The following is a 26,097-nucleotide window of genomic DNA, read 5'->3' on the forward strand; positions in this document are numbered from 1 at the left end:
TCCGTAGGACTACGGAGTGCGCAGAGGCTTCCTGCGCTTCAGGGCTTGTTGCACCGCAGCAGGAGCGAAAATGTGCAGAGTCGAAGCAATATCCCTGACCCGTTGGACGGTCTGGCCACGACGCTGGATCGGTCGAGCTTCGCCGCCATCGCGCAGCTGACTTCAGGCCAGTCGCCCGCCACTTTGGCGCAGTCTTTTTCCGACTGGTGGACGCACATTCTCTGCTCGCCAGGCAGGCAGCTGCAGCTCGCCGCCAAGGGCGGGCGCAAGCTGATGCGGCTCGCCGACTATGCCATGCGCAGCGCATCCGGCAGCGATCCCGAGCCGGCGATCGATCCGCTGCCCCAGGATCGGCGCTTCGCCGACGCAGCCTGGAAGCGCCATCCGTTCGACCTGATCGAGCAGGCCTTCCTGCTCCAGCAGCAATGGTGGCATGCCGCGACGACCGGCGTGAGCGGCGTCACCGGGCACCACGAAGCGATCGTCGAGTTCGCGACCCGCCAGATGCTCGACATGGTGTCCCCGACCAATTTCATCCCGACCAACCCCGTGCTCCAGCAGCGCATCCTCGAAACCGGAGGACAATGCCTTGTCGAGGGTGCGCGATTTTTTTGCGACGACCTGGAACGCCTGGTACGCGGGGAGCCCGCAGCGGGCACGGAGGCCTATCGGGTCGGCGAGAAGGTCGCAGCCACGGCTGGCAAGGTCGTGTTTCGCAACAGGGTCATGGAACTGATCCAATATGCGCCCGCAACCGAGACGGTGCGTCCGGAGCCGATATTGATCGTGCCGGCATGGATCATGAAATATTACATCCTCGACCTGTCGCCGGAAAATTCGCTCATCCGCTGGCTGGTAGGGCAGGGCTACACCGTGTTCTGCATCTCCTGGCACAATCCCGACAGCGCCGACCGCGATCTCGACATGGAGGATTATCGCCTGCTTGGGCCGATGGCCGCCGTTGATGTCATCCAGGCGATTACCGGCACCGAGAAGATCCACGCGGCCGGCTATTGTATCGGCGGCACGCTGCTCGCCATCACCGCGGCCGCGATGGCGCGCGATGAAGATGAGCGTCTGGCGAGCGTCACGCTGTTCGCCGCCCAGACCGAGTTCAGCGAGCCGGGCGAACTTGGTCTGTTCATCGACGAGGCGGAGATCAACCTGATCGATGCGATGATGTGGGCGCGCGGCTTTCTCGACAGCAGCCATATGGGCGGCGCCTTCCAGATGCTGCGGTCCAACGATCTGCTCTGGTCGCGCATCCTCTCGACCTATCTCATGGGCGAGCGCGAGCCGATGACCGACCTCATGGCATGGAACGCCGACGGCACCCGCATGCCCTATGCCATGCACGCGCAATATCTTCGGCGCCTGTTCCTCGACAATGACCTGTCCGAAGGGCGCTACGAGGCCGGCGGCCACCCGGTCTCGCTCTCGGGGCTGCGCATGCCGATCTTCATGGTGGGCACGGAAACCGACCATGTCGCGCCGTGGCGCTCGACCCACAAGCTCCACATGCTGACGGGCGCGGAGATCCGCTTCGTGCTGACGAGCGGTGGCCACAATGCCGGGATCGTCTCCGAGCCCGGGCATCCTCATCGCCATTATCGCATCGCGACACGGATGCAGGATGGCCCGGCGCCAGGTCCCGATGCCTGGCTGGAGCGGGCCGAGGTGCGCGAAGGGTCGTGGTGGCCGGAATGGAGTTCATGGCTTGGATCGCACTCGGGCGAGGCGGCGGCCCCACCGGCGATGGGCGCGCCCGAACGGAACTATCCGCCGCTCGGTGATGCCCCCGGGCGCTACGTGCTGGAGCGCTGAGCCATGGCCGCCGCCAACCTCATCGAGAACCGCACGTTCGACGAGATCGCCGTCGGCGATACGGCCAGCCTCACCCGCACGCTGTCCGCCGACGACATCCAGCTCTTCGCGGCGGTGTCAGGCGACGTGAATCCGGCGCATCTCGACCCTGTCTATGCCGAAACGGACATGTTCCACAGGGTCATCGCTCATGGCATGTGGGGCGCGGGGCTCATCTCGGCGATCCTGGGAACCGAGCTGCCAGGGCCCGGTGCGATCTATCTCGGCCAATCGCTTCGCTTCACCCGCCCGGTGGGCGTCGGCGACACCATCACGGCCTGCGTCACCGTCGCGCAGAAGCGCGCCGAGCATCATGTCATCGTTCTCGACTGCACCTGTGTGAACCAGAAGGGCGAGACCGTCATCAGCGGCCAGGCCGAGGTCAAGGCGCCCACCGAGAAAGTCAGCCGGCCCCGCATGCCGCTTCCCGACGTGCGGATCGCCAGCCACGACCGCTTCCGCCAGTTGATGGCGCGCGCCAAGGACGGATCTGCGTGCGTCACGGCCGTGGTCCATCCGTGCAGCGCCGACGCCATGCGCGCAGTGGCTGAGGCCGCCGACGCCGGCATCGTCGTTCCGATTCTCATCGGCCCTGCGGCGCGTATGACGAATGCGGCGAAGGACGCCGGTGTCGATATTGCGGCCTTCCGGGTGATCGACGTCCCGCACAGCCACGCCGCCGCCGCCGAAGCCGTCGCGCGCGTGCGGGCCGGCGAAGCCGCGCTGCTGATGAAGGGCTCGCTTCATACTGACGAGCTCATGGGCGCGGTCGTATCGTCCGACACGGGCCTTCGGACCGAACGCAGGATCAGCCACGCCTATGTGATGGACGTGCCCGGCTATCCGCGCCCGCTCATCATCACCGACGCCGCGATCAACATCGAGCCGACGCTTGAGGACAAGGCCGACATCGCGCGCAACGCGATCGACCTTGCCCATGTGATCGGGATCGAACAGCCCAGGGTCGCGATCCTCGCCGCCGTCGAAACGGTCAATCCGAAAATGCGCACCACATTGGATGCCGCGGCGCTCTGCAAGATGGCGGACCGGGGCCAGATCGAAGGCGCGCTGCTCGATGGCCCGCTCGCCCTCGATAATGCGATCAGCGAGGCGGCCGTGCGCGAGAAAAGTATCGTCTCGCCGGTCGCCGGCCAGGCGGACATCCTGCTGGTGCCCGATCTGGAGGCCGGCAACATGCTCGCAAAGCAGCTGACCTTCCTGGGCGGCGCCGATGCCGCAGGCGTGGTGCTCGGCGCGCGCGCTCCGATCATCCTCACCAGCCGGGCAGACAGCGTGCGCACGCGCCTCGCCTCCTGCGCGCTCGCGGTGCTGCTGGCGCGGGCTGCGACCAAGGCGGCTCCCGGCGTTGCGGGACAGCGCCGCGATGGCTGAAATCCTGTGCCTCAACGCCGGTTCGTCGAGCCTTAAGTTCGCGCTCTACGCCGAGCCGGGCACTGATGAGCCCTCTTTGCTGGCGAGCGGCAAGATCGAGAATATCGGCCTTGAGCCGCACCTGATCGCGCGCGATGCGAAGGGGGATGTCCTTGCCGAGCGGCGCTGGACGAAAGACGGCACGATCACGCACGAGACGCTGCTCGAGGATTTGCTGCGGGAGATCGAAGCCTCGGTCGGCGACGATCTGATCGCGGTCGGCCATCGGATCGTTCATGGCGGCACCGACTATTCAGCGCCGGCGCGGGTCGACGCGCCACTCCTCGCCGCGCTCGAGGCGCTTTGCCCACTGGCGCCATTGCATCAGCCCCATAATCTCGCCGCGGTCCGCGCCGTCTCCAGGCTGCGCCCCGCTGTGCTGCAAGTCGCCTGCTTCGACACCGGCTTCCATCATGGCCAGCCCCCGATCGCGACGCGCCTCGCGCTGCCGCGCGCGCTTGGCGAAGAGGGCATGCGGCGCTACGGTTTTCACGGCATCTCCTACGAATATATCGCGCGGCAGCTGCGTTCGATCGATCCCGATACAGGCGGTGGCCGCACGATCGCCGCGCATCTCGGCAACGGGGCCAGCCTTTGCGCGATGGCCGGGGGGCGCAGCATCGACACGACGATGGGGTTCACCGCGCTCGACGGGCTGGTGATGGGTACGCGCTGCGGCGCGCTCGACCCGGGCGCGGTGCTCTATCTTTTCCAGCAGAGGGGCATGACGGCGCGTGAAGTCGAGCATCTCCTCTACAGTGAGTCCGGCCTTTTGGGCGTGTCCGGCGTCTCCAGCGACATGCGCGCGCTTCTCGGCAGCGAAACGCCCGCCGCTGGGGAAGCGATCGAGCTCTTCGTCTGGCAGATCGCGCGCCAGGCCGGCGCTCTCGCGTCCTCGCTCGGGGGTCTCGACACATTCGTGTTCACTGCCGGGATCGGCGAGAATTCGCCTGAAATTCGCGCCCGCGTCGCCGGTCGGCTCGGCTGGCTCGGCGTGGACCTCGACGCGGACGCGAACCTCCGAGGAGATGCAGTCATCAGCGCGCCGTCCAGCCGTGTCGCCGTCCGCGTCATCCCGACCGATGAGGAAAGGATGATCGCTATCCACGCCGCCGATCTGCTGCGTGAGGAGCCGAAAGCATGAAACCTCTCGTCGATCTTACTGGCAAGCGCGGCCTGGTGATCGGTATCGCCAACGCGCATAGCATCGCGGCGGGTTGCGCCCAGGCCTTTCACGACTGTGGGGCGAGACTGGCGGCGACCTATCTCAACGGAAAGGCCGAGCCGTTCGTGGCGCCCGTCGCGGAGACCCTGGGAGTCGAATGGCTCGCCGCGTGCGATGTCCGGGTGCCGGGCGAAGTGGAGGCCCTGTTCGAGCGGGTGAAGTCCGAATGGGGCGGCCTCGATTTCCTGCTTCACTCGATCGCTTTCGCGCCGAAGGAGGATTTGCACGGCCGCGTCGTCGACAGCTCGGCCGAAGGCTTCGCGCTGGCGATGGACGTCTCGTGCCACAGCTTCCTGCGCATGGCGCGTCTCGCCGAGCCGCTGATGTCGGATGGCGGCTGCCTGCTGTGCGTCACCTTCTACGGGTCGGAGCGGGTGGTCGAGCACTACAACCTGATGGGGCCGGTCAAAGCGGCCCTCGAAAGCGCGACCCGCTATGTCGCGGCTGAGCTTGGCCCCAAGGGCATTCGCGCCCATGCGATCTCGCCAGGCCCGATCGCGACCCGCGCTGCCAGCGGCATCGACCGCTTCGACGAGCTGCTCGAACGGGCCGCGGCGACGGTCCCGCAGCACCAGCTCGTGACCATCGAGGATGTCGGAGGGCTCGCCGCCTTTCTGGTGAGCGATGCCGGCCGCCATATCACCGGCACGATCATTCCGGTCGATGGCGGTCAGCACCTGCTCGGCTAGGGCGGCTCGCCGCGATCGGGGGCTATCCTATTTGTCGCTGGTGGCCTGCTTCTCGCCGTCGCCCGGGCTTTTCTGCCCGAACCATGGTCCGACAATGGCAGCAAAGGCATCCAGCGCCCCGGGAGCCGTCGGAGCGCTCGCGACGGCCTGCCAGGCCTGCTGCCATTCCTCGAACGCCGATCTTGTGCCGGCAATCATATGCTCGCGGACCGTGGCCATGTCCTCGAACAGTGCCCGCGGTCCGGCCGGGCTGACCGCGCCGGCGTCCGACGTCTTGTCCGTCGCGCCCGCAATCGAGGCACGCGCCTCTTCGGCGAAGCGGCCGGCGGCGCGGTTGCCGACCTCGAGCGACTCTTCGCCACCTTTCCGGGCGACTTCGGCGAGCTTCAGCATCAGGCCGACATTCGCTTTGGCGAGCGCGGCGAGTTGATCAACGGGATAGGGCATGAAACGGTGAACCTTTCTCTTCGCGTTTGAGCTCTGGCATATCGGGCATAGCGCCCTGGCCTGAGGCCCATCGCGTCGCGCCGCCGTTATTCGGCGAGGCTGAATCAGAGAGAATCGGTAACTCTACGTATGCCGAATCTGCGGCTTGCCTGCGACGCTCAGCCAATGCACTTTTGGCTTGTCGTCCATGTCGTGCCCGCGGGCAGCGACTTCTACCCGTCCCGTCATGATCGCGGCACGGTCGGGCATGATTATGGTCTGACCCGGCAACCGGCATGGGCGTGATACCGTCCATAGCCAGGCTCGGCCGGATTGCGGCGCTGCGCGGTCCCGTCCTCGACGTCGAGTTCGACGAAGGGCCGCTGCCCGCGGTCAATGAAGCGCTGCGCGTCGATGCATCGTCAGGCCCGCTGGTCGCGGAAGTGCAGAGCCATATCGATGACCGCACCGTCCGCGCCGTCGCGCTTCAGCCGACCTCCGGTCTCGCTCGTAATGTCGGCGTGACGGCCTTGGGCGCCCCCATCGCGGTCCCGGTCGGAGACAAGGTTCTGGGGCGGCTCCTTACGCCGACCGGGCAGGTGGGTGACGGCGGCGCGCCGCTTGGGCCGGATGTTCCATTGAGGCCCATTCACCGCGCACCCCCGCCGCTCGAAGACCAGAACGCGGCGACGGCGATGTTCGAGACTGGCATCAAGGTCATCGATCTGCTCGCGCCGCTCGCCCAGGGTGGCAAGGCGGCGATGTTCGGGGGCGCGGGGGTGGGGAAGACCGTGCTGGTGATGGAACTCATCAACGCGATGGTCGCGCGCTATGAAGGTGTTTCCGTCTTTGCCGGCATCGGAGAGCGATCGCGCGAGGGCCATGAGCTGCTCACGGACATGCGCGGCTCGGGCGTGATCGACAAGACCGTGCTCGTTTTCGGGCAGATGAACGAGCCGCCGGGCGCGCGCTGGCGGGTAGGGCTGACCGCGCTCACCATCGCCGAATATTTCCGCGACGAGCAGAAGCGCAATGTCCTGCTGCTCATGGATAATGTGTTCCGCTTCGTCCAGGCCGGCAGCGAAGTCTCCGGCCTGCTCGGACGCATGCCTTCACGCGTCGGCTACCAGCCGACGCTGGCCAGCGAAGTGGCCGCGCTGCAGGAGCGCATCGCCTCGGTGCATGGAGCGGCGGTGACCGCGATCGAGGCGGTCTATGTGCCCGCCGACGATTTCACCGACCCTGCGGTCACCGCCATCTCCGCCCATCTCGACAGTTCCATTCTGCTCTCGCGCGCCATGGCGGCCGAAGGCATCTATCCCGCGGTCGATCCCCTGGGATCCTCGTCGATCCTGCTCGATCCGCAGGTCGTGGGCGATCATCATTACGCGCTCGCCCAGCAGGTCCGGGAGACGATCGCGCATTATCGCGAGCTCCAGGACATCATCTCGCTGCTCGGTATCGAGGAGCTGGGCCGCGAGGATCGGCTGATCGTCGGCAGGGCGCGGCGGCTGCAGCGCTTCCTGACCCAGCCCTTCATGGTGACCCAGGCCTTCACCGGGCAAGCCGGCCGTTCTGTGGGGCTGGCCGATACGCTGAAGGGCGTCGCGGCCATCCTGGCCGGCGCGACCGACGACTGGCCCGAGAGCGCCTTCTACATGGTAGGCGATATTGAAGAGGCACGCTCTCGCGTGGGGCAGGGCGCATGAAGCTGCGGATCACCGATCCGACCGCGATCCTCGTCGACACGGACGTCAGGTCGGTTCGCGCCGAGGATGCCAGCGGCAGTTTCGGCATCCTGTCGGGCCACGCCGATTTCCTGACCGCGCTTGGCGTCTCGATCGTCTCCTGGCGGGGCGCCGATGGCGCTCCAGGCTATTGCGCGGTGCGCAACGGCATTCTGACCGTAAGCCACGGCACGGGGGTCGCGGTCGCGACGCGCGAAGGCCATGTCGGCGATGACCTCGGAACGCTCGAGCATGACGTGCTCGCGCGCTACCGCGAGCGCGACGAGGGCGAACGATCCGAACGGACCGCGTCGGCGAAGCTCAGGATGCAGGCGATCCGCCATATGGTCGAGGCCCTGCAGGGTGGTGGCCGGGAGCTTGGTCTGTGACCGCGGACAAGCCCGAGCAGCCGATCGTCGAAGCCATCCGGACCCGCGCGGAACGGCGGCGGCTTGCGCAGCGGCTTCCTTCCGTCGCCCGCAATCTCGGCCAGATCGGCGTGCTCGGCTGGCAGATCGTCCTGCCCGCGCTGGTCGGTCTCGCGATCGGCCGCTGGCTCGACCACCGGCTGGATAGCGGCATCTTCTGGACCGCGCCGCTCCTGCTCGTCGGGCTCGCCCTCGGCTGCTGGTCGGGCTGGCGCTGGATGCACCGGCAATGAGCCAGCTCTCCCCCATCCTGTTCCTGGCCCTCGGATTTGCGGTCGGCCTCGCCCATTTCGCGGCCATCGCCAGAGAAGCCGACCTCGTCACCCATGGCGGCCCGGCATCGCGCGCGATCCTGCTCAGGCTCGGGCGTCTCGCCGTCACTATTCTGGTTCTCGTCATCGCCAGCCGGCAAGGGTGGCCGGCGCTTCTTGCCGCAACAACCGGCTTCATGGGCGGGCGCCAGATCATGCTCCACCGGCTCGGAGGCGCCCGATGAAATTCGCGTCACCACTTGAAAGCCATGTGCTGTTCGCGATCGGTCCGGTGCCGATCAGCCAGCCGGTCGCCACGACCTGGGGCATCATGGCCTTCCTTACAATCGGAAGCTGGCTGCTGACCCGCCGCCTTGCGTTACGCCCAACCCGAGCCCAAGCGGCGCTCGAGCTGGTCGTCGAGACCGTCGCCGGCCAGATCCGCGAGACGATGGAGGCGGAACCGCAGCGTTATCTGCCGCTGATCGGCACGCTGTTCCTGTTCCTGCTGGTCGCCAACTGGTCGTCGCTGATCCCCGGCGTCGAGCCGCCGACCGCGACCCTCGAAACCGACGCGGCGCTGGCGCTGATCGTCTTCGGCGCGACGCTCTGGTTCGGCGTCCGCGCGCTCGGGCCCAGGGCCTATCTCGCGACCTTCGCGCGCCCCTCGATCCTGCTCGCCCCGCTCAATATCGTCGAGCTCTTCACCCGCAGCTTCTCGCTGATGGTGCGCCTGTTCGGCAACGTCATGAGCGGCGTCTTCATGATCGGCGTCGTGCTGAGCCTCGCCGGGCTGCTCGTCCCGATCCCGCTCATGGCGCTCGAAATGCTGACCGGCGCGGTCCAGGCCTACATTTTCGGCGCGCTCGCCATGGTCTTTATCGGGAGCGCTATCAGCGAGAACGGCGCCCGCCCGCCATCCAAACAGGAGTCCCCCGCATGAACTGGATCCATCTCGCCAGCATCCTCGGAGCCGCTTTCGCGATCTCGATCGGCGCAATCGCCCCGGCGCTCGGGCAGGGCAGGGCCGTCGCCGCCGCGATGGACGCGATCGCGCGCCAGCCCGAAGCCGCCAACACCGTCTCGCGCACGCTGTTCGTGGGCCTCGCGATGATCGAGACGATGGCGATCTACTGCCTCGTGATCGCGCTGCTGCTGCTCTTCGCCAACCCGTTCGCCTGACATGCGGATCGACTGGTGGACGCTCGCGCTGCAGGCGGTCAATGTCCTCATCCTCGTGTGGCTGCTCGGACGCTTCCTGTTCCGTCCGGTGATGGATGCCATCGCTGCCCGCCAGGCATCGGCCCAGGCGCTGCTCGACGAAGCGCGGGAGGCAAAGGACCGGGCACAGGCCGAAGCGCAGGCGCTCAAAACGCAGAATGACGGCTTCGTCGCGGATGCGGCGGCTCGCCGCGCCGAGATCCGGACCGAGGCCGAAGCGGAGCGCCAGCGCCTCCTCGCGCAGGCCAGGCTCGAGGCGGACGCCGTCGTCGAGCAAGGCCATGCGGCGATCGATGCCGAACGCGGGCGGGTGGCGGCGCAGTGGCGGGAAAAGGCAGCGAACCTCGCCGCCTCGATGGCAGGCACGTTGCTCGCTCGTCTCCCGCCCGAGCAGACGGTGCAGGCCATGGTCGACGCGCTCAAGGCGCGGCTCGGAGACCTTTCCGAGGCGGATCGCCGCAGCCTGGCGGCCGCCGGGCCCGTCACCGTCGCGACGCCCGCGCCGCTGACGGCCGATCTGCAGACGCAGGTAGCGCGCGCGCTTGGCGAAATCCTGCCGGATACCGCGACCCCGATCTTCGCAGTCGATCCAGATCTCATCGCCGGCGCGGAGCTTCGCACGCCCCACGCCGTCGTGCGCAACAGCTGGCGCGCCGATCTCGACGCCATGGTTGAGAGCCTCAATGAAGACGATCATGCCCGGATCGCCTGAAGACTGGCTGACGCAGGCCCAGAGCTGCATCACGCGCGCCAATCTCGGGCCGCGTGTCGATGCAATTGGCCGGGTGGAATCGATCGGCGACGGCGTTGCCATGGTCTCGGGCCTTCCGGACGCGCGCCTCGACGAATTGCTCTATTTCGCCCGGGGCCAGACCGGATTCGTCCACACGCTCGACCGGGACCGGATCGGCTGCGTGCTGCTCGACGATGCCGCCCAGGTGGAGGCAGGAGACACCGTAACCGGCTCGGGCGAGGTGGTGCGCGTGCCGGTTGGCGAGGCATTGCTTGGCCGAGTCGTCGATCCGCTCGGCCGTCCGCTCGATGGGGGCGCGCCGATCCGGGCCAGGCGCTTCGATCCTGTCGAACGGCCGGCGCCGGCGATCATCGAACGCGACCTCGTCGTCCAGCCGGTGCAGACCGGCACGCTCGCAATCGATGCGATGTTCGCCATCGGCCGGGGGCAGCGCGAACTCATTCTCGGCGACCGCGCCACAGGCAAGACGGCGCTCGCGGTCGACACGATCATCAACCAGCGCACCAGCGACATGATCTGCGTCTATGTCGCGATCGGCCAGAAAAGCTCGGCGGTCGCGCGCGTGGTCGACCAGGTGCGGCGGCATGGCGCGCCGGACCGCACCATCTTCGTCGTGGCGAGCCCCGCCGCGGCGCCGGGGCTGCAATGGATCGCGCCGTTCGCGGGCTTCACGATGGCCGAGTATTTTCGGGATGGTGGCGGCCATGCGGTGGTGGTGCTCGACGATCTCACCAAGCATGCCGCGACCCATCGCGAGATCGCCCTGCTGACCGGACAGCCGCCCGGGCGCGAGGCCTATCCCGGCGACGTCTTTTTCCTCCATTCCCGCCTGCTCGAACGTGCGGCGCGTCTCTCGACGGAGAAGGGGGGCGGTTCGCTCACGGCTCTGCCGATCGCGGAGACCGATGCCGGCAACGTCAGCGCCTATATCCCGACCAATCTGATCTCGATCACCGACGGTCAGATTATTCTCGACGCGAAGCTGTTCGCGCAGGGGCACAAGCCCGCCATCGATGTGGGCACGAGCGTGAGCCGGGTCGGCGGCAAGACGCAGCTTCGCGTCCTGCGCGACGCGAGCGGGACCATGCGCCTCGACTATGCGCAGTTCCTCGAGCTCGAGATGTTCACCCGCTTCGGCGAGCAGCCCGAGCCGCGTGTCCGCGCCCAGATCGAACGCGGCAAGCGCTTGCGCGCCTTGCTCGTGCAACCGCTGTCGAGTCCACTACGGGTCGTCGACCAGGTGGCGCTGGTCGTGGCGCTCGGCGAAGGGTTGCTCGATGGCATGGCGGTCTCGGAGATATCGTCGCTCCGCACGCGGCTGCCCGCCTGGATCGACGATCACGTCCCCGATCTATGCGCGCAGATCGAGCGGACTGGACAGATCGACACCGCGCAGCGGTCCGCTCTGATGACGACGGTGAAAGCGCTGATCGAAAGCCAGCCGGCCGGTTCTGCATCATGAGCGATCGCCTCGCCGAGATCGGCCAGCGGATCGAGACCGTCCGCCAGCTCGGTGCGGTGGTCAACGCCATGCAGGGCATCGCCGCGCAGCGGGCGCATCAGGCGCGCGCGCTGCTGCCTGCGGTGCGACGCTATGCGGAGACCGCCCGCACCGCCATTGGCCAGGCGCGCCGCCTTGACGAGCCACTGGCGCGTTTTCCGGCGCGGGCGGTCGGTGGTGCGAGAGGCGGCCTTATCCTGTTCGGTGCGGAGCAAGGCTTTGCCGGGGCCTTTCCGGAGCAGCTGCTCGACGGCGCCGCGGCCGACATGCAGGACAGGCATATTCTTCTGATTGGCGCGCGCACGGCCACGCTTGCGGCCGAGCGCGGTCTGCGCATCGCATGGAGCGCGAGCATGCCGAGCAAGGCCGATGCGCTGCCCGCACTCGCGACAAGCATCATCGACGCGCTGTACGACTATCTGGACGAGGTCGGCGCGGTGCCCATCACCATGGCTTATCCGGTCTGGAGCAGCGGCAAGGGCGTCTCGATCGTGCGCGCGAGCCTCCTGCCGCTCGACCTCGACACTTTCCCCGCGTCCACGGCGGATTTGCCGCCGCTCGTCAATATCAACGCGGCGGACCTTATCGGCGACCTGACCGCGGAATATGTCTTCGCCCACATCTGCGCGGCTGCGGTCGAGACGTTCGTCGCCGAGAATGAGGCACGGCTGCGCACCATGGCGACCGCCCGCAGCCACATCGATCGCAAGGGCGAGGCCCTGCGCCTCGAGGAGCGCCTCACGCGTCAGGATCAGATCACCAGTGAAGTCGTCGAACTGAGCGGCGGGCGACATCGGCGAGAATGAATGCAGGGCAGGCATTTCTGCTGTTCAGCAAGAAACCGCAGAACCGCCATTGTCGTCGGGATCAAGGATGGAGTTGAGCATGCACTATAGTAGCGGGAACTACGAAGCTTTCGTGCGGCCCCGCAAACCTGAGGGCGCTGACAGGAAGACGGCCTGGTTCGTCGGCTCGGGTCTTGCGGGACTGGCAGGCGCGGCGTTCCTGATCCGCGACGGCGGCGTCGCCGGCGAGCATATTACCATCCTTGAGGAGCTGCATGTTCCCGGCGGCGCGCTCGACGGCCTCGACGTCCCCGAAAAGGGGTTCGTCATCCGCGGAGGGCGCGAGATGGAGGAGCATTTCGAATGCCTCTGGGATCTCTATCGCTCGATCCCTTCGCTGGAGATCGAGGATGCGAGTGTGCTCGACGAATTCTACCGGCTCAACAAGGACGATCCCAATTTTTCGCTTCAACGCGTGACGCAGAACCAGGGCCAGGATGTGCCCGACAAGGCTTTGCTGACACTCGGCGGTCGCGCGCAAAAAGATCTGATCTCCGTCTTCCTCGCGACGCGGGAGGAGATGGAGAACAAGCGGATCAACGAAGTCTTCGGCGATGATTTCCTCAGGAGCAATTTCTGGCTCTACTGGCGCACCATGTTCGCCTTCGAGGAATGGCATTCCGCGCTCGAGATGAAGCTCTATCTGCATCGCTTCATCCACCATATCGGCAGTCTGGCGGATTTTTCCTCGCTCAAGTTCAACCGCTACAACCAATATGAATCGATGGTCCTGCCGTTGGTCAAATGGTTGCAGGATCGCGGTGTCAGATTTCGCTACGGCGTCGAGGTCACCGACGTCGATTTCGACATCCAGCCCGGCCGCAAGCAGGCGACCCGGATTGCCTGGATCGAAAACGGCGTCGAAGGCGGCGTCGATCTCGGCGCCGATGATCTCGTCTTCATCACCATCGGATCGCTGACCGAAAATTCCGACAATGGCGATCATCATACACCGGCCAGGCTGAATGAGGGGCCGGCGCCGGCCTGGGACCTGTGGCGCCGGATCGCGGCCAAGGACCCGGCCTTTGGTCGTCCCGACGTGTTCGGATCGCACATCCCGGAAACCAAATGGGCGTCGGCGACCATCACCACGCTCGACGCGCGCATTCCGGCGTACATTCGCAAGATCGCCAGGCGCGATCCGTTCAGCGGCACGGTGGTGACTGGCGGCATCGTCACGGTCAAGGACTCGAGCTGGCTGCTGAGCTGGACGGTCAGCCGGCAACCCCACTTCAGGAAACAGCCGAAGGACCAGATCGTCGCCTGGTTCTATGCCTTGTTCGTCGACCGGCCGGGCGACTATGTGAAGAAGCCGATGCAGGACTGCACGGGCGAGGAGATCACGCAGGAATGGCTTTATCATCTCGGCGTGCCGGTCGAGGACATCCCCGGCCTCGCCGCGACGGGGGCGAAGACCGTGCCGGTGATGATGCCCTACATCACCGCCTTCTTCATGCCGCGCCAGGCCGGCGACCGGCCGGACGTGGTGCCCGAGGGCGCGGTCAACTTCGCCTTTGTCGGCCAGTTTGCCGAGTCGAAGCAGCGTGATTGTATCTTCACGACGGAATATTCGGTGCGCACGCCGATGGAGGCCGTCTACACCCTGATGAAGGTCGAACGCGGCGTGCCGGAAGTGTTCAACTCAACCTATGATATCCGCACGCTTCTGGCCACAATCGGGCCGCTCAGGGATGGCAAAGGGATCGACATTCCCGGCCCGTCCTTCCTGCGCAAGCTGTTGATGAAGAAGCTTGAAGGCACAGAGATCGCCCAGCTGTTGGAAGAGTTTCATCTCCTTTCGCGATAGCAATCAAGCGCGACCCTTCGCCTGGGCTCACGAAAATTCCGCCAAAAGCTGATGAACAACGTCGATGCATCCCGGCAGGCACTATGTCCGCGCCATCAGGTGACACGCAGAGATTCAACCGCAGCAGCCCTGGCCGCCTTTACCTACAGCGGCCTTCCCATTCCAGCCGCAAAGGCGATCCGCAAGGTTTCGGCAAGGGTACGGACTCCAAGCTTGGACATGATGCTCGCGCGATGGACTTCGACCGTCCGTGAAGAAATGCCCAGATCATAGGCGATGGTCTTGTTCGGAAGGCCTTGCGCAAGGCCTTCGAGAACATCCCGTTCGCGCGGTGTCAGTAGATCGACCTGTCGGCATGCCTCGGCTTCTTCGAGAGCGCGCCCCTCGGCCGTGTCGATGCGCGCGAACGCTCGGTCTATCGCATCGAGCAGCAGCGCCCGTTCGATAGGTTTGGCCAGGAAATCGACAGCACCCGCCTTCATCGCTTGGACAGCAAGCGCAATGTCTCCGTTGCCGGTCAGCATCACGACTGGCATGCTTATATCCATCTGCGTCAGCGCTGCCTGAACCTGTAGACCGTTCATGTCCGGCATGTGCATGTCGAGAACGATGCTACCTCTTTCAGCTTCATCTGCAATTTTCAGAAAGTCGACTCCCGAGCCATAGGTCTCGACGGCAAATCCCGCTGTCCTTAATGTGAATCCTACAGCTTTCCTGATTGTTTCTTCGTCATCAATGACATGAACGACGCGCTTGCTCTCCATGGCCCCCCGGACGTGTTGGCATTGCTGCGCACCCCAGCGGGCACAGCTTCAAAGGGGAGACCTTCTACGGGTAGGGCCATGGTCCAAGGTCAAGGCCGAAATACCGCCGCATCACAACAGGCAAGGCAGGTGCTCGGCGAGAGGGGGGTAAGCGACCCGGCATCATGTGCCGAACTTTGCGAGATGACCGCTCTTGCGAACGGGGCGGCGCTCCCTCTGGTCTCCCGGCGGCAAGGCGCCGCAAGACGCTGCCGCCGGGAGTGGGCACGCCTCTTGGGGGATGAGCGCGCTGGTTGCTCCTAAGCTCGACGCGTCATGTTGTCATGGCAAGAAGCTGATAATCGCTATTCTGTGTCAGCAGCGCGCCGTAACGCCGATGTCCGGGGCGGATCGCAGCTCCGCTCGCGCGCCGCTACGGCACGGCGAATCCGATTCAGCACGAACCGGTGATCATAGGGTTTTGAGATCGAAGGCTGATCATCGCAGAGATCGCCCGCCTTCCGTGTCGCAGTTTCGATATTCCCGGCGAGGATGGCACCGATACCGGGTTGTTCCTGACGAACCAAGGATGCCAGGCCCGCGCCGCGCTCAGCGCGATCGAGCCAGCGCAGCGCTGCCATCACATCGTCGACCGGCACCGGGATGCTGGCGGGCGACGGAGGGCCGGTTGGCCCTCGACGGCGGAGCGATCGGACGCCCAGGATGCAAGGATGGCGGGCTTCACTTCGGGCTCAAGCTGCGGGTCCGAGCAACGATGAAGGGATCAAGGAAAGAGCGTGTGTGCGACATGACATATCCTCCTTTCCTGCCGCGACTTTCTCCGAAAGCGAAGTTCCCGGAAGATTGGTTCGGGCTCGTGTAGGGTCAATGGATGGGAATGCGCCCGGCGTTTGCCGGGCGTTCGTTTTCATCGTGCATTGAGCATTGAGTACTGAAGAACTGACGCGCAGCGCACCGTTCAAATTCCGTGACGAACGGCCTCCGCAATCGCCGGCATCACGTCGATATCATTAGAGGTATGCGCAACAGCGTTCGTGCTCACGATCCTCTCGACGAGCCCACCCAGGACTTGCGCTGCATCGCCGGCGAAAAGCGGATGCACGACCACGCAATCCGGTCGCGCGAACCCCATGCCGACCAGCTGGCGCGCCGCCTCGGCGAGGGTCCGGCCGGATGAGGCGATATCGTCGACCAGCACCGGCTGGCGATCGAGAAACGCTGGGGCATTCGGAATCGAGATGGTGACGTCACGGTCGCCGGACCGGATTTTCTCGCACACGAGAAACGGAGCATCGGCATCGGCCGCCACCTGCGAGACCCACTGTTCGCTTTCCAGGTCCGGACCGATGATCAGCGGACGAGCGACATTGCGCTTGATCCACGAGGCCAGAAGCCGCGCAGCATGAACAACCTGGGTCGGGATGCGGTAGATTTCCGACAACGCATGATAGCGGTGGAGATGCGGATCGACCGTCACCAGCCAGTCGAGATGGCGGGACAGGATCGCGGCAAAGGTTCGCGACGTCACCGCCTCGCCGGGATGGAAGCGAATGTCCTGGCGCATGTAAGCGAGGTAGGGGGCGACGAGCCCGATCCTGCGAGCGCCCAGATCGCGCGCGGTGTCGGCTGCGAACAGCAGCGGCAACAGCTTGGCGTCCGGATGATCGAGACTGCACAGCAGGATGACCTCGCGGTCGCTGATGTCGCTTACGACCCTGAGATAGGTTTCCCCGTCAGGAAACTGACGATGCTCGATCGTGCCGACCTCTGCATCGAGCGCGGCGGATAGCGGCTGTGCCAGGGCCTCGCTGCCAGACAGCGCGAACAGCACGGGACGGTTCATAGCGCTTCAATCCCGAAGATCGGCCCGTCGCTCACCGCATAGGCCGCCGCATAGTCGAGCTCGCCCGGGCTCTCGGCATGAATGGTGCACAAGGGAGCCCCGGCATCCACCATCTGGTTCAGCCGACACTGCAGCGCGACGCCGGCGGCCTTGGCCATCGGCGCGCCGGCAAGCTTCGCGACCGTCGCGAGCTTGCGATTGTCGATACTCACCAGGCGGCCGCTATAGGGAGCGATCATATCCTGTTGGAACCGGGCGACCGGTGGAGCCCGCATGCCGCCCTGCGCTTCGCAGATACGTTGGAACTTGGCCCAGGCCCGGCCGCTTTCGAGGCACGCCCGCGCACGCGCATAACCTTCGCGGGCCGGGGCTGCGTCCGCGAGCTCAAGCAGTCCTCCCGCCAGCTCGCAGGCCCGGTGGGCGAGATCCTCGGCGCCCGGCTGCCCCTGGAGCACGGCAAGGATATCCTGCGCCTCGAGCGCCGGACCGATGCCCCGTCCGATCGGCTCGGCGCCGGGGCCGCGCATCACGCGCGTGCGAAGCCCGAAGGCTTGGGCGACCGAGCTCAGCGCGCGCTCGAGCGTGTCGGCGGCATCGGCGCCGCGTACCTTCGCCGTCGGCCCAACCGGGATGTCGATGACCAGATGGGTCGCACCGGCCGCGATTTTCTTGGACAGCACCGAGGCGACCATCTGCCCGACGGCATCGATATCGAGCACGCGCTCCACGCCGATGATCACGTCGTCGGCAGGGCTGAGATTGACGGCGCCGCCCCAGGCGATGCAGCCGCCTTCGCGCTCGACCACCTTGCGGATTGCGGAAACGTCGAGGTCGACAGGTGCCAGCACCTCCATCGTGTCCGCCGTGCCGGCCGGCGAGGTGATCGCCCGCGACGATGTCTTGGGCATGATCAGGCCCTCCGCGGCCATGATCGAGACGATGATCGGCGTGGTGCGATTGCCCGGCAATCCACCGACGCTATGCTTGTCGACGATGACCTCTTCGGGCCACTGCAATCGCTCGCCGACATCGACCATCGCCCTGGTCAGGCTGATCGTTTCGTCCGTATCGAGCGGGACCGCTGAGCAGGCCGTGACGAACGCCGAGAGATGGACATCGCTATAGCGTCGCTCGGCGATGTCGGTGATGATCGCTGAAAAAGCCCCATCGGAAAGCCGATTGCCATAGACGCGCCGACGCACGTCGCTGAGCGAGGCGAGAGGCTGGGCGTGCGCGATCTCGACCGGATCGCCGTCACTGACGCCGAGCCGCTGCCAAGCGGATTCGGACAGGCCGATCTCGCCTGGCGCTGGAGCCTCCGCGGAACTATGCAGCAGCGAGACGACGATTTCCCGCCCGCCGGCGCGCAGCGCAACTTGCGCGCGCGACGCGAGACCTTCCGAGCGGCAGACCGGACAGTCGTGGCGCATGACCGCGATCTGATCGCTTCCGGCAGCCGACAGGCCGATGCGGTGTGCCCGCAGCGTCGTCGCGACAGGCTCTGCTTCGGCGTCCTCGATAATCCCGGGCTTCATGCGAGCATGCCCCAGCTACCCAGCGCCGGTACGCTGCATGCCCAGCCCAGCTCCTCCGAGACGCGCTTTGCCAGAACCTGGGCGCCGGTCGGCTCGCCATGGGTGACATAGACATGGCGTGGGGCCTCGTGCAGAGACCCGAGCCAGCGCATCAGCTCGTCACTGTCGGCATGGGCCGAGAGCATCGTCAGGTTGGCGACCTCGGCTTCGACCGGGATATACTCACCGTGGATCTTGATCGTCCGGGCGCCTCCGATCATGGCGGCGCCGCGGGTGCCCGCCGCCTGGAAGCCCGAGAAGAGGATGAGGTTCTTCCCATCCGGCGCGAAGCGCTTGAGATGGTGGAGCACGCGGCCGCCCGTCGCCATTCCACTGGCCGAGATGATGACCTTAGGGGCGGGGTTGGCGGTGAGTTCTTTGGATTCTTCCACTTCGCGCACATAGTGCGCGACCCCGCACGCCGCTTCACACTCGGCGCGTGTCAGGCGATGCTCGTCCATGAAATCGCACATCAGCCCGCTCGCGTTGATCGCCAGCGGGCTGTCGAGGAAGATCGGGATGTCGCGCAGACGGCCTTCGGCGCGCAGCCGGGAAAAATGGTAGAGCAGGGACTGGACGCGGCCCACGGCGAAGGCGGGGATCACCACGGTCCCGCCACGCTTGACGCACCGTTCGACATGGTCCCCCAGGGTCTTGGTCGGATCGACCTGTTCGTGGCGGCGATCGCCATAGGTGGATTCCACGAGGACATAATCGGCACGGGCAGGTGGCTCGGGATCCTTCATGACTGCGTCGCCATAGCGCCCGACATCACCTGAGAAGAGGATCGTGCGGCCCTTCCAATCGATCTCGATCGAGGCGGCGCCGAGGATGTGGCCGGCGCGATGATAGCGCGCCCTGATGCCGTCCGCGATCGGGTGCCACGCCCCGAACTCGACCGTGCGGAACAGCTGCAGCGCAAGGCGGGCGTCAGCCTGCGTGTAGAGCGGCAGCGCGGGCTGGTGCCTGGAAAAGCCGTGGCGATTGGCGAACTCCGCATCCTTTTCCTGGAGGTGCCCGCTGTCGGGGAGCAGAAGCTCGCACAAAGCTTCGGTCGCCCGGGTGCTGAGGACGGTCCCGTCCCAGTCAAGGCGCGCCATGCGTGGCAGCGCGCCGGAATGATCAAGATGCGCGTGCGTCAGCAGCAACAGGCCGACATCGGCAACCTCGGGCGCGATCGGCGCCCAATTGAGGCGGCGCAAATCCCTCGGACCCTGGAACAGGCCTGAATCGACCACGACCTGCGTATCGCCGTCGTCCACCAGATAGCGCGACCCTGTCACCGTTTCCGATGCGCCGAGGAACGCGACGCCAAGGCCGTCGGCAGGTCGCGTGGCGAGGTCGATCCTTGCTTCCCGTTCGAGCAGGTTCACCCCGACATGGCCGCGGGAATGATGCTTTTTCCTTTTCTTGTGCATGAACTCTGGCCTGCCTCTCACGCTTATTGTCCTTAGCGCAGCATTGGTGGACGACCAGCGCACGCCTATACGCAAAAGCCGCAGAATGACGGCCGCGTCATGACCACTGCGTAACGCCGATAGGGATGGTGAGGTTTGTGAACCAGCCGGCATCGCCTTCTTGGGCGAATGACGGACTTCGGTCTCTACTTATACCTTGCTCCCGGGACTCGGATCTATGCTCGCAAGACATTGGCGAGAGAAGAGCGGCATATGGACGGGCATGACCATCGCATGCGCAAGCGTGGAAAGATCGTTTTGATCGGCTTCCTGCTAGTCGCGGGCTTTTTCCTCATCACCGAGCACACCGCACATTTCCTGGGTGTGTTGCCCTATCTGATCCTGCTCGCCTGTCCGCTCATGCACCTGTTCATGCATCACGGTCATGGCGGCCATCAGCATGGCCATGACCAGATGCCGGGTGCTGTCCCGACCGGACTGCCTGCGAATTCGAACGAGCGCGTGGAAGGGGGGCCGCGATGACGCATACCGATTATGGCTATGGTCTTTGGGGGCTGGCGCTGGTCAACGCCTCCGTGTTCATCCTATTCGCGTACAGCTTCTTCAAACCCGCCACCGGGCGCGACTGGCGCAGCTTCGGCGCATTCAGCGCATTCATCGTTGCACTCTTCGCCGAAATGTATGGCTTCCCGCTCACCATCTTCTTGCTCTCGGGTTGGCTCCAGTCGCATTTCCCCGGCCTCGACTGGTGGAGCCACGATGCCGGCCATCTGCTCGAGATGATGTTCGGCTGGAGGGTCAACCCACATTTTGGCCCGTTCCATCTTGCCAGCTTCGTGCTGATCGGCGCGGGCTTCTGGCTGATCTCGGCCGGATGGGCGCCGCTTCACGCAGCCCAGCGCGTTCACAAGCCCGCAACGACGGGAATCTATGCCAAGGTTCGCCATCCGCAATATATCGGGTTCATCCTCGTGATGCTCGGATTTCTGCTGCAATGGCCGACGTTACTGACGCTCGCCATGTTTCCGGTGTTGGTGGTGATGTATATTCGCCTTGCCCGGCATGAGGAGAAGGCGGCGCTCGCGGAATTTGGCCAGGCATATCGTGCGTATATGGACCGCGTACCCGCCTTTGTTCCGCGGCTACGTGGTCGGTCGGCTCGTTTCTCCGACTCCAACCCCGCTCGGGGGGAGGCGGCAGGTAAGGCGATGAGGCCCGAAGAGCAAGCTCCGCCGCGCCGAGGCTGAGGGGTTGGACGCTTCGCCGCGTATTATATTCGAACGGTGACGCACGCATCAGGCGCGTTGCACTGCGGTACTTTGATTTGTCGGGAGTAGCTTCACTTGATTTGGCGGATCGCGTGACATGAAATCCGTCGTGGTGCCCCAGAGTCGTCCCTCATCGGACCTTCGCGCATCGGCAAATCGTGATGTCAAAAAGCGCCTTCCCTCATCTGCTCTTCACTGGGACGAAGACGTACCAAGGCAGTGGTGGTCACAAGTTCGGCCGCTCGCCGCCGCCGTTCGCGCACGCCCTCCGCAATTGTCCATGAGCGGGTCGGCGACCCTCCAAGCACCGCCAAGCCGGGCCCGACGGAACCGCGAACGGCGTAGCTGACTCAGTCCGGCCGTGCGCCTTTTAGGGTGAGAAAGTAACTGGATGTGCATCGAGTCAGAAAGACAGCTTTTTCAAGCGATAGACCCTGCGGCGGCCGACGCGATATTCCATACATTGAGTGCCCGATGGGTGTTGCACATCCTGGTAGCCCTGAGCAAAGACGAGCTGCGATTTACATCCATTCGTCGAGCCATACCGAAAATCAGCGCTAATGTGCTCACGGTCCGCCTACGGGAATTGGAAGGCGTATCTCTGGTCTCGCGAATGATGTCGCCACCGCCTGAATCCTATCAACTCTATGGCTTGGGGCCATTGGCGCATGGTTTGAGACCTGCGCTCCAACATCTGGAGCAATGGAGGACTAAGCTCAGCTTACTCGAATGAAATGCAGCGTTTTAGGTCGATGCTTTATCGTCGACTGCGTTGAGACCACTCAACAGTGGATTTCCTGCTCCCCCGTGGTTGGCCCCTCGGCAGGAGAACAGCCGCGATCTCATCGTAGCTGATCGGGTGGACACGGTCGCTCGTGCGGAAACGCGCGATGTCCAACGTGTCGTCGCCGAACGTCACAGCAATCGAGTTTATGAGATAGGCTCGCTCCCGGGAGTAGGGCAGCATCCAGATCACTCGTTTTGTCGCGATATTTTGGCGTAGTCTGGTCAGTTTGAGCGTTAGCTGTCGGCTCGGCTGATCGTTGGATCCGACGGCGAGGACGGTGGTGCCATATAGCCTGGCGGGTTTACGCCACGCCAGTATCTGGTCGATGGTAGCGCCTGCCTCGACCACCGAATCGCACCCACTGGCGTATCGGTTATTGATCGCTCCCGACAGTCCGACGCCAATGCTGTCACCGATAACAAGGCACGCGAACATGCACATCCTCGTGTAGAGAGGCGACTGAGATTGCCGGACGGTACAGAACTTGGAACCAACTCGGCCTTGCTTAGTCTTCCATTGCCATAACGTGTGCAGCAAGCGCCGACACGTCGGCATGGCCTAGGATATAGGATGCACCCGTCTCGGAAAAGAATAGTTTGACGCGCTGCTCTTCTGAGGCGGGGGTAGAGGTCAGCACCGCCACGTCAGAATTCTTCCAGAAGGCGTCGACAAAATTTACAAGTTCAGACCAGGCCTTATCACTGTCGTCGTGAACCGTGATGCGCTCTCGCCCACGATAGAGTATCACAAGAACCGATACCTGCATGACACCTTGAAGCTCGCCCTGTGTACCTACCAATTTATGAACTGTCTCCAGGCTGCTGACCATGCTAAGCCCGACGCCGTTCGAGATCGCTGAAAATCGTCTCCAAATTGGAGCAACTTTGCGTGTGTAGTCGATTGATTGCGACTGGTGTAAGTCTCATGGAAACGACGGCCGTGGTCGACTGATACGACCAGAGCGGATGGAAGGGTTGTGAACCGTGGAACATCTTTCGGCCGCGGAGCTTCAGAATTGGATCGCGCTCTATGCCGCTGCGGGGCTTTGCTGCGCCCTTGCTCTTATCATGTCCTTGGGTTTCATCACCGTCGAGCTGTGCCGCGAACGGACATGGGAAACGGTCACCACGCCGAGGAACCTGCTCCGGCTCATCCCTAAAACCTGGTGGAGATGGCAGAAGCTGTACCTGCTTTCGACCCCTGTTACGCTTGCCATCGTGAGTGCATTCGCCATGACATTGTCTTGGCCTTAGGGCTACGCCCTTCCATCAGGATCGGTAGAACGCTTCGACGATCAGGCGCCAGATTTGTTCATCCTCAACGTCCTTCGGCGTGATTGAAAGAACGGGAGCGATCTGTTCAAGGCTCCGGCGAGCAGCCAGCTTCGGGATACGTAGCTCGACGCTCGTCTCCTCTAGAGCTTGCACTATGAATCGTCGAATCTCACCAGTAAGACGCGAGCGCGCTTCGAGGAGGAATTCCGGTCGACAGCTTCCAAGCGGGGTCAGCCGGTCAAAAACTGGCTTCTCAATTGCTAGTTCGATGCCATCTTGCATGAGGCGGTGCCTCGATCGGAGGAGGGCTCTCAACAAGGTCCTATGGAAATTGCTATCGACCGGTATGAACCTCAGACCCGAATAAATCGGTTGGGCGTAGGCTCGCAGTGGCGCATAGCCTTGCGCTTCGGGATATTGGCCGATAACGACAATCACCAGATACGGCCCTGTGATCGAGTTATCCCGCACCGATGGCGACTGGACGCGATTGGCGACTGCGATCGGCTCGGATCCTGCCGGAAAGATCGTGGAGCCTTTGAACGACTTGGCAAAGATCGTGAGAAAGCCTTGGGGTGCATGGCCGCGCGGCCATCGGCGAGATAGCGCTCGGATGCCTGCGAAGGCCCGCCTGCTGTGAAGCGCGTCGCCGTGAGTCCAGAGAACACGATCGAGTTCGATTCCAGGGGCAACTTCGATCCTCGCGGCGGCCGCTGCGAGCAGCTTGAACTCCGCGCCGATGGCACGCTCTGACGGCTCCTGATCGCTGGGGACGGCAATGTTGAGACCGGCATTGGCGATCAGCCTCCAGAGCAGGCGGGCGAGGCGCGGAACGGAAGCACTTCGCGTGCGGTCGTCGCTGGCGTCGTCATCTGGTCGTTGAGCGAGCTTTTCCGGCGCCGGGCGCAGAACCTCGAAATAGCCGACGGGGGGGTCTGCCGGCGTCTGGGCTCTCCGCGTTTCCGTGATGCGGTTCGTGGCTTGGTCCCGAAAGAAGGGACAGGACGAAACGTGTTCGGGCCGGTTTGTGCTTGTGAGCCGCCGCAGGTAATAGGTCTCCGCTTCCGACAGGAACGCGGGTGTCAAAATGGGTGGTGCCTGTTTGGTGCCACGGCAGTTGCAGGCAATCCACTTCGAGCCGATACGCGCCTGCTGCACCAACGTGATGCCGGCCTCTTCGTCATGTCGGGATCCTTTACCGATGTACCAGCGCACGAGAGCCGCCCGAAGGGGGAGCGGAAGGGGGATGCGAGCGGCGTCAAGTCCGTCGCTATGGCGATCAATCAACCACATGGACTAACCTGTCGAAGCGGGTTTCGATCCGATCGTCCCTGAAGCGTTCAGGATTGACAACAATATTCGCCCTGACCTCCACTCCCCATGAGCACGGCTAGGAGGTGCGAAATGAGATCAATCTTGCTCGTGGCGGTCGCCCTATCCGTTGCCTTTCATGGCTCGGAAGCCGGTGCCAGCCAAAAAGGCAGGGAGCGCAGGTCGGTGGAGGTGATCGTGATGGGGACGGAGCCAGCGCCGAGGGGATCTGCTGTCGATGCCACAGCTCCGCGCGCAGAGGATAACGGAGGCAATCGTCAAGTGACGGCTTCCAATTCGCTTCCTACGGCATTTCGGACCCATGACCTGAGCAGGCGTTGGGTCGCCTTTGAGATGGCGAACAGCTTCGCTGCGGCGACAGCGCAAACCGATCCCAATGACCAGGATCCCTTTGCGCATGTAGGAGTCGCGTCAACTGCGCCTCTTCAGTCGCAGGACGCCGTGTCATTCACTTCCCCAATAGCAATCCCAGGTTGGATGCGCGAGGGTGTGGTCTTCTCGAGTGTTCCAACGAGTAGTGCGCCGGGCTGCGCCCCAAGCGGCTATCGACCGGCGAGTTTCCTTGATTCCCGCACCGAATATAGACGATCCGGATACTATGAGATGATGAGCAGCATCGCTTGTGAGTACGGCATTCCGGTCGGCCTCTTCGATGCGATGATCATCCGGGAGAGCGGTTACAAGGCAGGGATCTATTCGCCAAAGAACGCTTTCGGATTGACGCAGCTCATGCCCGGCACGGCCGCCGACCTTGGAGTCAATCGCTACGACGTCGAGCAGAATCTGCGAGGCGGGGCGCGATACCTCCGGCAGCAGCTCGATCGCTTCGGACAGGTCCACCTGGCTCTTGCAGCCTATAATGCCGGACCGAGCCGCGTGAGGGACGGGATGCTGCCGCGGATCGCCGAGACCCAGGCCTATGTCGATAACGTGCTTCTAAATTGGCGACGTTTGGCGGCGCTGCCGCCGCGGGCGACGGTCCAGGTCATGTCGGAGCTCGCTGCCGTGCGGCAGCAGCACAGAGCCCGAAGGGTAACAGTTTTTTCGTACTAGGCGAGAAGCGGATCGAGCAAGTCCGTGGCCATCGTCGACATCCACAAGAGCAGGCTGAGGGTGGAAATCTGAGCGAGTTGTACCCGCCGAGCCATCACGGCACTGACCTCCTTGACTAGCTTCTCAACTACCGCTTGTCGTAGCGGCCCGGCCCACTCCTTGCGTACCTCTGTGCCATCCATCCCTTCGATTTCGTCGAGCGCCGCCACGAGCATCGCCGGGAGGCCTTTGAATAACTCGGCGAGCATCACAAGCGAGGTTTGGAAGCGCTCGTCGAGGAAGAGGGCTGGATCACTGTAGGTCTCGATCGCGATCATGGCTTGCACGATGTTGATGTCCAGGGCGGCCAAAACCTGCTGGAGTTCATACACGAACATCGGCGCGCGCTTAGCGGGATCACTGTGAAGTAGGAGACCGAGACGCGTTTTGCTGATGCCGGTCTTCAGCGCCAGCTTGCGTTGGCCTACATTCTGTTCAGACATTGCTTCGAGGATCAGCGGGATGAAGTCCCACTGCTCGACCCTGGCCGGAACGCAGCCATCGTCGGAAGCTTCGATATGGGCAAGCGATGACAAGTCATGGCCCCCTTTTGCACGCAAGGCCTGAAACGAAACAC

The 26,097-nt window shown here is 64.3% G+C and carries 27 protein-coding genes and 1 pseudogene; 19 read left to right on the top strand and 9 right to left on the bottom strand.

The window, feature by feature from the left end:
• The first annotated feature begins 102 nt into the window (after positions 1-102).
• The 4 genes from F7P65_RS01125 to fabI are packed head-to-tail and all read left to right on the top strand — an operon-like array spanning position 103 to position 5,208.
• Positions 103-1,824 carry a PHA/PHB synthase family protein gene (locus tag F7P65_RS01125; protein WP_021245223.1) on the top strand — a complete coding sequence of 574 codons (1,722 nt, stop codon included), beginning with the start codon at positions 103-105 and terminating at the stop codon, positions 1,822-1,824.
• Between the two features lie 3 nt (positions 1,825-1,827).
• Positions 1,828-3,255 (top strand): bifunctional enoyl-CoA hydratase/phosphate acetyltransferase, encoded by a 1,428-nt coding sequence (locus tag F7P65_RS01130; RefSeq protein ID WP_066701152.1) that lies wholly within the window; start codon positions 1,828-1,830, stop codon positions 3,253-3,255.
• A complete protein-coding gene (locus F7P65_RS01135) occupies positions 3,248-4,438 on the top strand; it encodes an acetate/propionate family kinase (protein ID WP_037448015.1) in 1,191 nt (396 codons plus the stop codon). The genes F7P65_RS01130 and F7P65_RS01135 overlap by 8 nt, the downstream gene beginning before the upstream one ends.
• Complete coding sequence (fabI, locus tag F7P65_RS01140) at positions 4,435-5,208, top strand: enoyl-ACP reductase FabI (protein WP_037448018.1); 774 nt, start codon at positions 4,435-4,437, stop codon at positions 5,206-5,208. The genes F7P65_RS01135 and fabI overlap by 4 nt, the downstream gene beginning before the upstream one ends.
• A 27-nt stretch (positions 5,209-5,235) precedes the next feature.
• Here fabI and F7P65_RS01145 read toward each other — a convergent pair whose 3' ends face one another.
• Positions 5,236-5,655: a hypothetical protein gene (locus F7P65_RS01145; protein ID WP_017501314.1), complete on the bottom strand. Its 420-nt coding sequence runs from the start codon at positions 5,653-5,655 to the stop codon at positions 5,236-5,238.
• A 275-nt stretch (positions 5,656-5,930) separates the two neighbouring features.
• Here F7P65_RS01145 and atpD point away from each other — a divergent pair, with 275 nt between their 5' ends.
• From atpD to F7P65_RS01195, 10 genes are all read left to right on the top strand, one after another.
• Complete coding sequence (gene atpD / locus F7P65_RS01150) at positions 5,931-7,343, top strand: F0F1 ATP synthase subunit beta (RefSeq protein WP_037448022.1); 1,413 nt, start codon at positions 5,931-5,933, stop codon at positions 7,341-7,343.
• A complete protein-coding gene (locus F7P65_RS01155) occupies positions 7,340-7,750 on the top strand; it encodes a F0F1 ATP synthase subunit epsilon (RefSeq protein ID WP_037448025.1) in 411 nt (136 codons plus the stop codon). Before atpD ends, F7P65_RS01155 begins: the two co-directional genes overlap by 4 nt.
• Positions 7,747-8,022: an AtpZ/AtpI family protein gene (locus F7P65_RS01160; protein WP_021245229.1), complete on the top strand. Its 276-nt coding sequence runs from the start codon at positions 7,747-7,749 to the stop codon at positions 8,020-8,022. Before F7P65_RS01155 ends, F7P65_RS01160 begins: the two co-directional genes overlap by 4 nt.
• Entirely contained in the window at positions 8,019-8,285 is a 267-nt protein-coding gene (locus F7P65_RS01165; RefSeq protein ID WP_017501319.1) for an ATP synthase subunit I, read from the top strand. The genes F7P65_RS01160 and F7P65_RS01165 overlap by 4 nt, the downstream gene beginning before the upstream one ends.
• A gap of 26 nt (positions 8,286-8,311) precedes the next feature.
• Entirely contained in the window at positions 8,312-8,983 is a 672-nt protein-coding gene (locus F7P65_RS01170) for a F0F1 ATP synthase subunit A (protein ID WP_234703094.1), read from the top strand.
• A complete protein-coding gene (locus F7P65_RS01175; protein WP_017501321.1) occupies positions 8,980-9,222 on the top strand; it encodes a F0F1 ATP synthase subunit C in 243 nt (80 codons plus the stop codon). The genes F7P65_RS01170 and F7P65_RS01175 overlap by 4 nt, the downstream gene beginning before the upstream one ends.
• 1 nt (position 9,223) lies before the next feature.
• On the top strand, positions 9,224-9,973 hold the full coding sequence (locus F7P65_RS01180; protein WP_021245231.1) for a F0F1 ATP synthase subunit B family protein: 750 nt from the start codon (positions 9,224-9,226) through the stop codon (positions 9,971-9,973).
• Positions 9,945-11,477 carry a F0F1 ATP synthase subunit alpha gene (locus F7P65_RS01185; RefSeq protein ID WP_306303067.1) on the top strand — a complete coding sequence of 511 codons (1,533 nt, stop codon included), beginning with the start codon at positions 9,945-9,947 and terminating at the stop codon, positions 11,475-11,477. The genes F7P65_RS01180 and F7P65_RS01185 overlap by 29 nt, the downstream gene beginning before the upstream one ends.
• Complete coding sequence (locus F7P65_RS01190; protein WP_021245233.1) at positions 11,474-12,322, top strand: F0F1 ATP synthase subunit gamma; 849 nt, start codon at positions 11,474-11,476, stop codon at positions 12,320-12,322. The genes F7P65_RS01185 and F7P65_RS01190 overlap by 4 nt, the downstream gene beginning before the upstream one ends.
• 79 nt (positions 12,323-12,401) lie before the next feature.
• Positions 12,402-14,168 carry an oleate hydratase gene (locus F7P65_RS01195; protein WP_066701150.1) on the top strand — a complete coding sequence of 589 codons (1,767 nt, stop codon included), beginning with the start codon at positions 12,402-12,404 and terminating at the stop codon, positions 14,166-14,168.
• Between the two features lie 143 nt (positions 14,169-14,311).
• Here F7P65_RS01195 and F7P65_RS01200 read toward each other — a convergent pair whose 3' ends face one another.
• The 5 genes and pseudogenes from F7P65_RS01200 to F7P65_RS01220 form a co-directional block, all read right to left on the bottom strand.
• Entirely contained in the window at positions 14,312-14,932 is a 621-nt protein-coding gene (locus F7P65_RS01200; RefSeq protein ID WP_030541612.1) for a response regulator transcription factor, read from the bottom strand.
• Between the two features lie 593 nt (positions 14,933-15,525).
• Positions 15,526-15,721, bottom strand: a pseudogene (locus F7P65_RS22255) (hypothetical protein); the annotation flags it as partial.
• Positions 15,722-15,890: 169 nt separating this feature from the next.
• Positions 15,891-16,775 carry a ribose-phosphate pyrophosphokinase gene (locus F7P65_RS01210; RefSeq protein ID WP_150289958.1) on the bottom strand — a complete coding sequence of 295 codons (885 nt, stop codon included), beginning with the start codon at positions 16,773-16,775 and terminating at the stop codon, positions 15,891-15,893.
• Positions 16,772-18,310, bottom strand: coding sequence for a thymidine phosphorylase family protein (locus F7P65_RS01215; RefSeq protein WP_066701149.1), 1,539 nt, complete (start codon positions 18,308-18,310; stop codon positions 16,772-16,774). The genes F7P65_RS01210 and F7P65_RS01215 overlap by 4 nt, the downstream gene beginning before the upstream one ends.
• Positions 18,307-19,767 carry an MBL fold metallo-hydrolase RNA specificity domain-containing protein gene (locus F7P65_RS01220; RefSeq protein WP_171012665.1) on the bottom strand — a complete coding sequence of 487 codons (1,461 nt, stop codon included), beginning with the start codon at positions 19,765-19,767 and terminating at the stop codon, positions 18,307-18,309. The genes F7P65_RS01215 and F7P65_RS01220 overlap by 4 nt, the downstream gene beginning before the upstream one ends.
• 252 nt (positions 19,768-20,019) lie before the next feature.
• Here F7P65_RS01220 and F7P65_RS01225 point away from each other — a divergent pair, with 252 nt between their 5' ends.
• The 3 genes from F7P65_RS01225 (at position 20,020) to F7P65_RS22590 (ending at position 21,768) form a co-directional block, all read left to right on the top strand.
• Positions 20,020-20,289 (top strand): DUF2933 domain-containing protein, encoded by a 270-nt coding sequence (locus F7P65_RS01225; protein WP_066701148.1) that lies wholly within the window; start codon positions 20,020-20,022, stop codon positions 20,287-20,289.
• The gene (locus F7P65_RS01230) at positions 20,286-21,014 is read left to right on the top strand and encodes a methyltransferase family protein (protein ID WP_083216029.1); all 729 of its coding nucleotides are present in this window, start codon (positions 20,286-20,288) and stop codon (positions 21,012-21,014) included. The genes F7P65_RS01225 and F7P65_RS01230 overlap by 4 nt, the downstream gene beginning before the upstream one ends.
• Positions 21,015-21,426: 412 nt before the next feature.
• Positions 21,427-21,768, top strand: coding sequence for a winged helix-turn-helix transcriptional regulator (locus F7P65_RS22590; protein ID WP_076605463.1), 342 nt, complete (start codon positions 21,427-21,429; stop codon positions 21,766-21,768).
• 559 nt (positions 21,769-22,327) lie between these two features.
• Here F7P65_RS22590 and F7P65_RS01245 read toward each other — a convergent pair.
• Positions 22,328-22,651 carry a hypothetical protein gene (locus F7P65_RS01245; protein ID WP_070936271.1) on the bottom strand — a complete coding sequence of 108 codons (324 nt, stop codon included), beginning with the start codon at positions 22,649-22,651 and terminating at the stop codon, positions 22,328-22,330.
• Between the two features lie 154 nt (positions 22,652-22,805).
• Here F7P65_RS01245 and F7P65_RS01250 point away from each other — a divergent pair, with 154 nt between their 5' ends.
• Positions 22,806-23,075 (top strand): hypothetical protein, encoded by a 270-nt coding sequence (locus F7P65_RS01250; protein WP_066701146.1) that lies wholly within the window; start codon positions 22,806-22,808, stop codon positions 23,073-23,075.
• Between the two features lie 15 nt (positions 23,076-23,090).
• Here F7P65_RS01250 and F7P65_RS01255 read toward each other — a convergent pair whose 3' ends face one another.
• The gene (locus F7P65_RS01255; protein WP_150289959.1) at positions 23,091-24,389 is read right to left on the bottom strand and encodes a hypothetical protein; all 1,299 of its coding nucleotides are present in this window, start codon (positions 24,387-24,389) and stop codon (positions 23,091-23,093) included.
• A gap of 642 nt (positions 24,390-25,031) precedes the next feature.
• Between F7P65_RS01255 and F7P65_RS22260 the strand changes: the two genes are divergently transcribed.
• A complete protein-coding gene (locus F7P65_RS22260) occupies positions 25,032-25,481 on the top strand; it encodes a lytic transglycosylase domain-containing protein (RefSeq protein WP_232037496.1) in 450 nt (149 codons plus the stop codon).
• Here the strand turns inward: F7P65_RS22260 and F7P65_RS01265 are convergent.
• Positions 25,478-26,056 (bottom strand): hypothetical protein, encoded by a 579-nt coding sequence (locus F7P65_RS01265; RefSeq protein WP_066967399.1) that lies wholly within the window; start codon positions 26,054-26,056, stop codon positions 25,478-25,480. The genes F7P65_RS22260 and F7P65_RS01265 overlap by 4 nt on opposite strands.
• Positions 26,057-26,097: the final 41 nt, after the last annotated feature.

This window comes from Sphingobium estronivorans, from assembly GCF_008692605.1.
In the GTDB taxonomy this organism is placed as follows: domain Bacteria; phylum Pseudomonadota; class Alphaproteobacteria; order Sphingomonadales; family Sphingomonadaceae; genus Sphingobium; species Sphingobium estronivorans.

Coding starts and splice junctions, on each gene's coding strand:
- F7P65_RS01200 (WP_030541612.1), bottom strand. CDS start 14,932: ATGGAGAGCAAGCGCGTCGTTCATGTCATTGATGACGAAGAAACAATC.
- F7P65_RS01175 (WP_017501321.1), top strand. CDS start 8,980: ATGAACTGGATCCATCTCGCCAGCATCCTCGGAGCCGCTTTCGCGATC.
- F7P65_RS01185 (WP_306303067.1), top strand. CDS start 9,945: ATGAAGACGATCATGCCCGGATCGCCTGAAGACTGGCTGACGCAGGCC.
- F7P65_RS01180 (WP_021245231.1), top strand. CDS start 9,224: ATGCGGATCGACTGGTGGACGCTCGCGCTGCAGGCGGTCAATGTCCTC.
- F7P65_RS01255 (WP_150289959.1), bottom strand. CDS start 24,389: ATGTGGTTGATTGATCGCCATAGCGACGGACTTGACGCCGCTCGCATC.
- F7P65_RS01195 (WP_066701150.1), top strand. CDS start 12,402: ATGCACTATAGTAGCGGGAACTACGAAGCTTTCGTGCGGCCCCGCAAA.
- F7P65_RS01245 (WP_070936271.1), bottom strand. CDS start 22,651: ATGGTCAGCAGCCTGGAGACAGTTCATAAATTGGTAGGTACACAGGGC.
- fabI (WP_037448018.1), top strand. CDS start 4,435: ATGAAACCTCTCGTCGATCTTACTGGCAAGCGCGGCCTGGTGATCGGT.
- F7P65_RS01135 (WP_037448015.1), top strand. CDS start 3,248: ATGGCTGAAATCCTGTGCCTCAACGCCGGTTCGTCGAGCCTTAAGTTC.
- F7P65_RS01215 (WP_066701149.1), bottom strand. CDS start 18,310: ATGAAGCCCGGGATTATCGAGGACGCCGAAGCAGAGCCTGTCGCGACG.
- F7P65_RS01190 (WP_021245233.1), top strand. CDS start 11,474: ATGAGCGATCGCCTCGCCGAGATCGGCCAGCGGATCGAGACCGTCCGC.
- F7P65_RS01130 (WP_066701152.1), top strand. CDS start 1,828: ATGGCCGCCGCCAACCTCATCGAGAACCGCACGTTCGACGAGATCGCC.
- atpD (WP_037448022.1), top strand. CDS start 5,931: ATGGGCGTGATACCGTCCATAGCCAGGCTCGGCCGGATTGCGGCGCTG.
- F7P65_RS01165 (WP_017501319.1), top strand. CDS start 8,019: ATGAGCCAGCTCTCCCCCATCCTGTTCCTGGCCCTCGGATTTGCGGTC.
- F7P65_RS22590 (WP_076605463.1), top strand. CDS start 21,427: ATGTGCATCGAGTCAGAAAGACAGCTTTTTCAAGCGATAGACCCTGCG.
- F7P65_RS22260 (WP_232037496.1), top strand. CDS start 25,032: ATGATGAGCAGCATCGCTTGTGAGTACGGCATTCCGGTCGGCCTCTTC.
- F7P65_RS01145 (WP_017501314.1), bottom strand. CDS start 5,655: ATGCCCTATCCCGTTGATCAACTCGCCGCGCTCGCCAAAGCGAATGTC.
- F7P65_RS01225 (WP_066701148.1), top strand. CDS start 20,020: ATGGACGGGCATGACCATCGCATGCGCAAGCGTGGAAAGATCGTTTTG.
- F7P65_RS01155 (WP_037448025.1), top strand. CDS start 7,340: ATGAAGCTGCGGATCACCGATCCGACCGCGATCCTCGTCGACACGGAC.
- F7P65_RS01210 (WP_150289958.1), bottom strand. CDS start 16,775: ATGAACCGTCCCGTGCTGTTCGCGCTGTCTGGCAGCGAGGCCCTGGCA.
- F7P65_RS01220 (WP_171012665.1), bottom strand. CDS start 19,767: ATGCACAAGAAAAGGAAAAAGCATCATTCCCGCGGCCATGTCGGGGTG.
- F7P65_RS01230 (WP_083216029.1), top strand. CDS start 20,286: ATGACGCATACCGATTATGGCTATGGTCTTTGGGGGCTGGCGCTGGTC.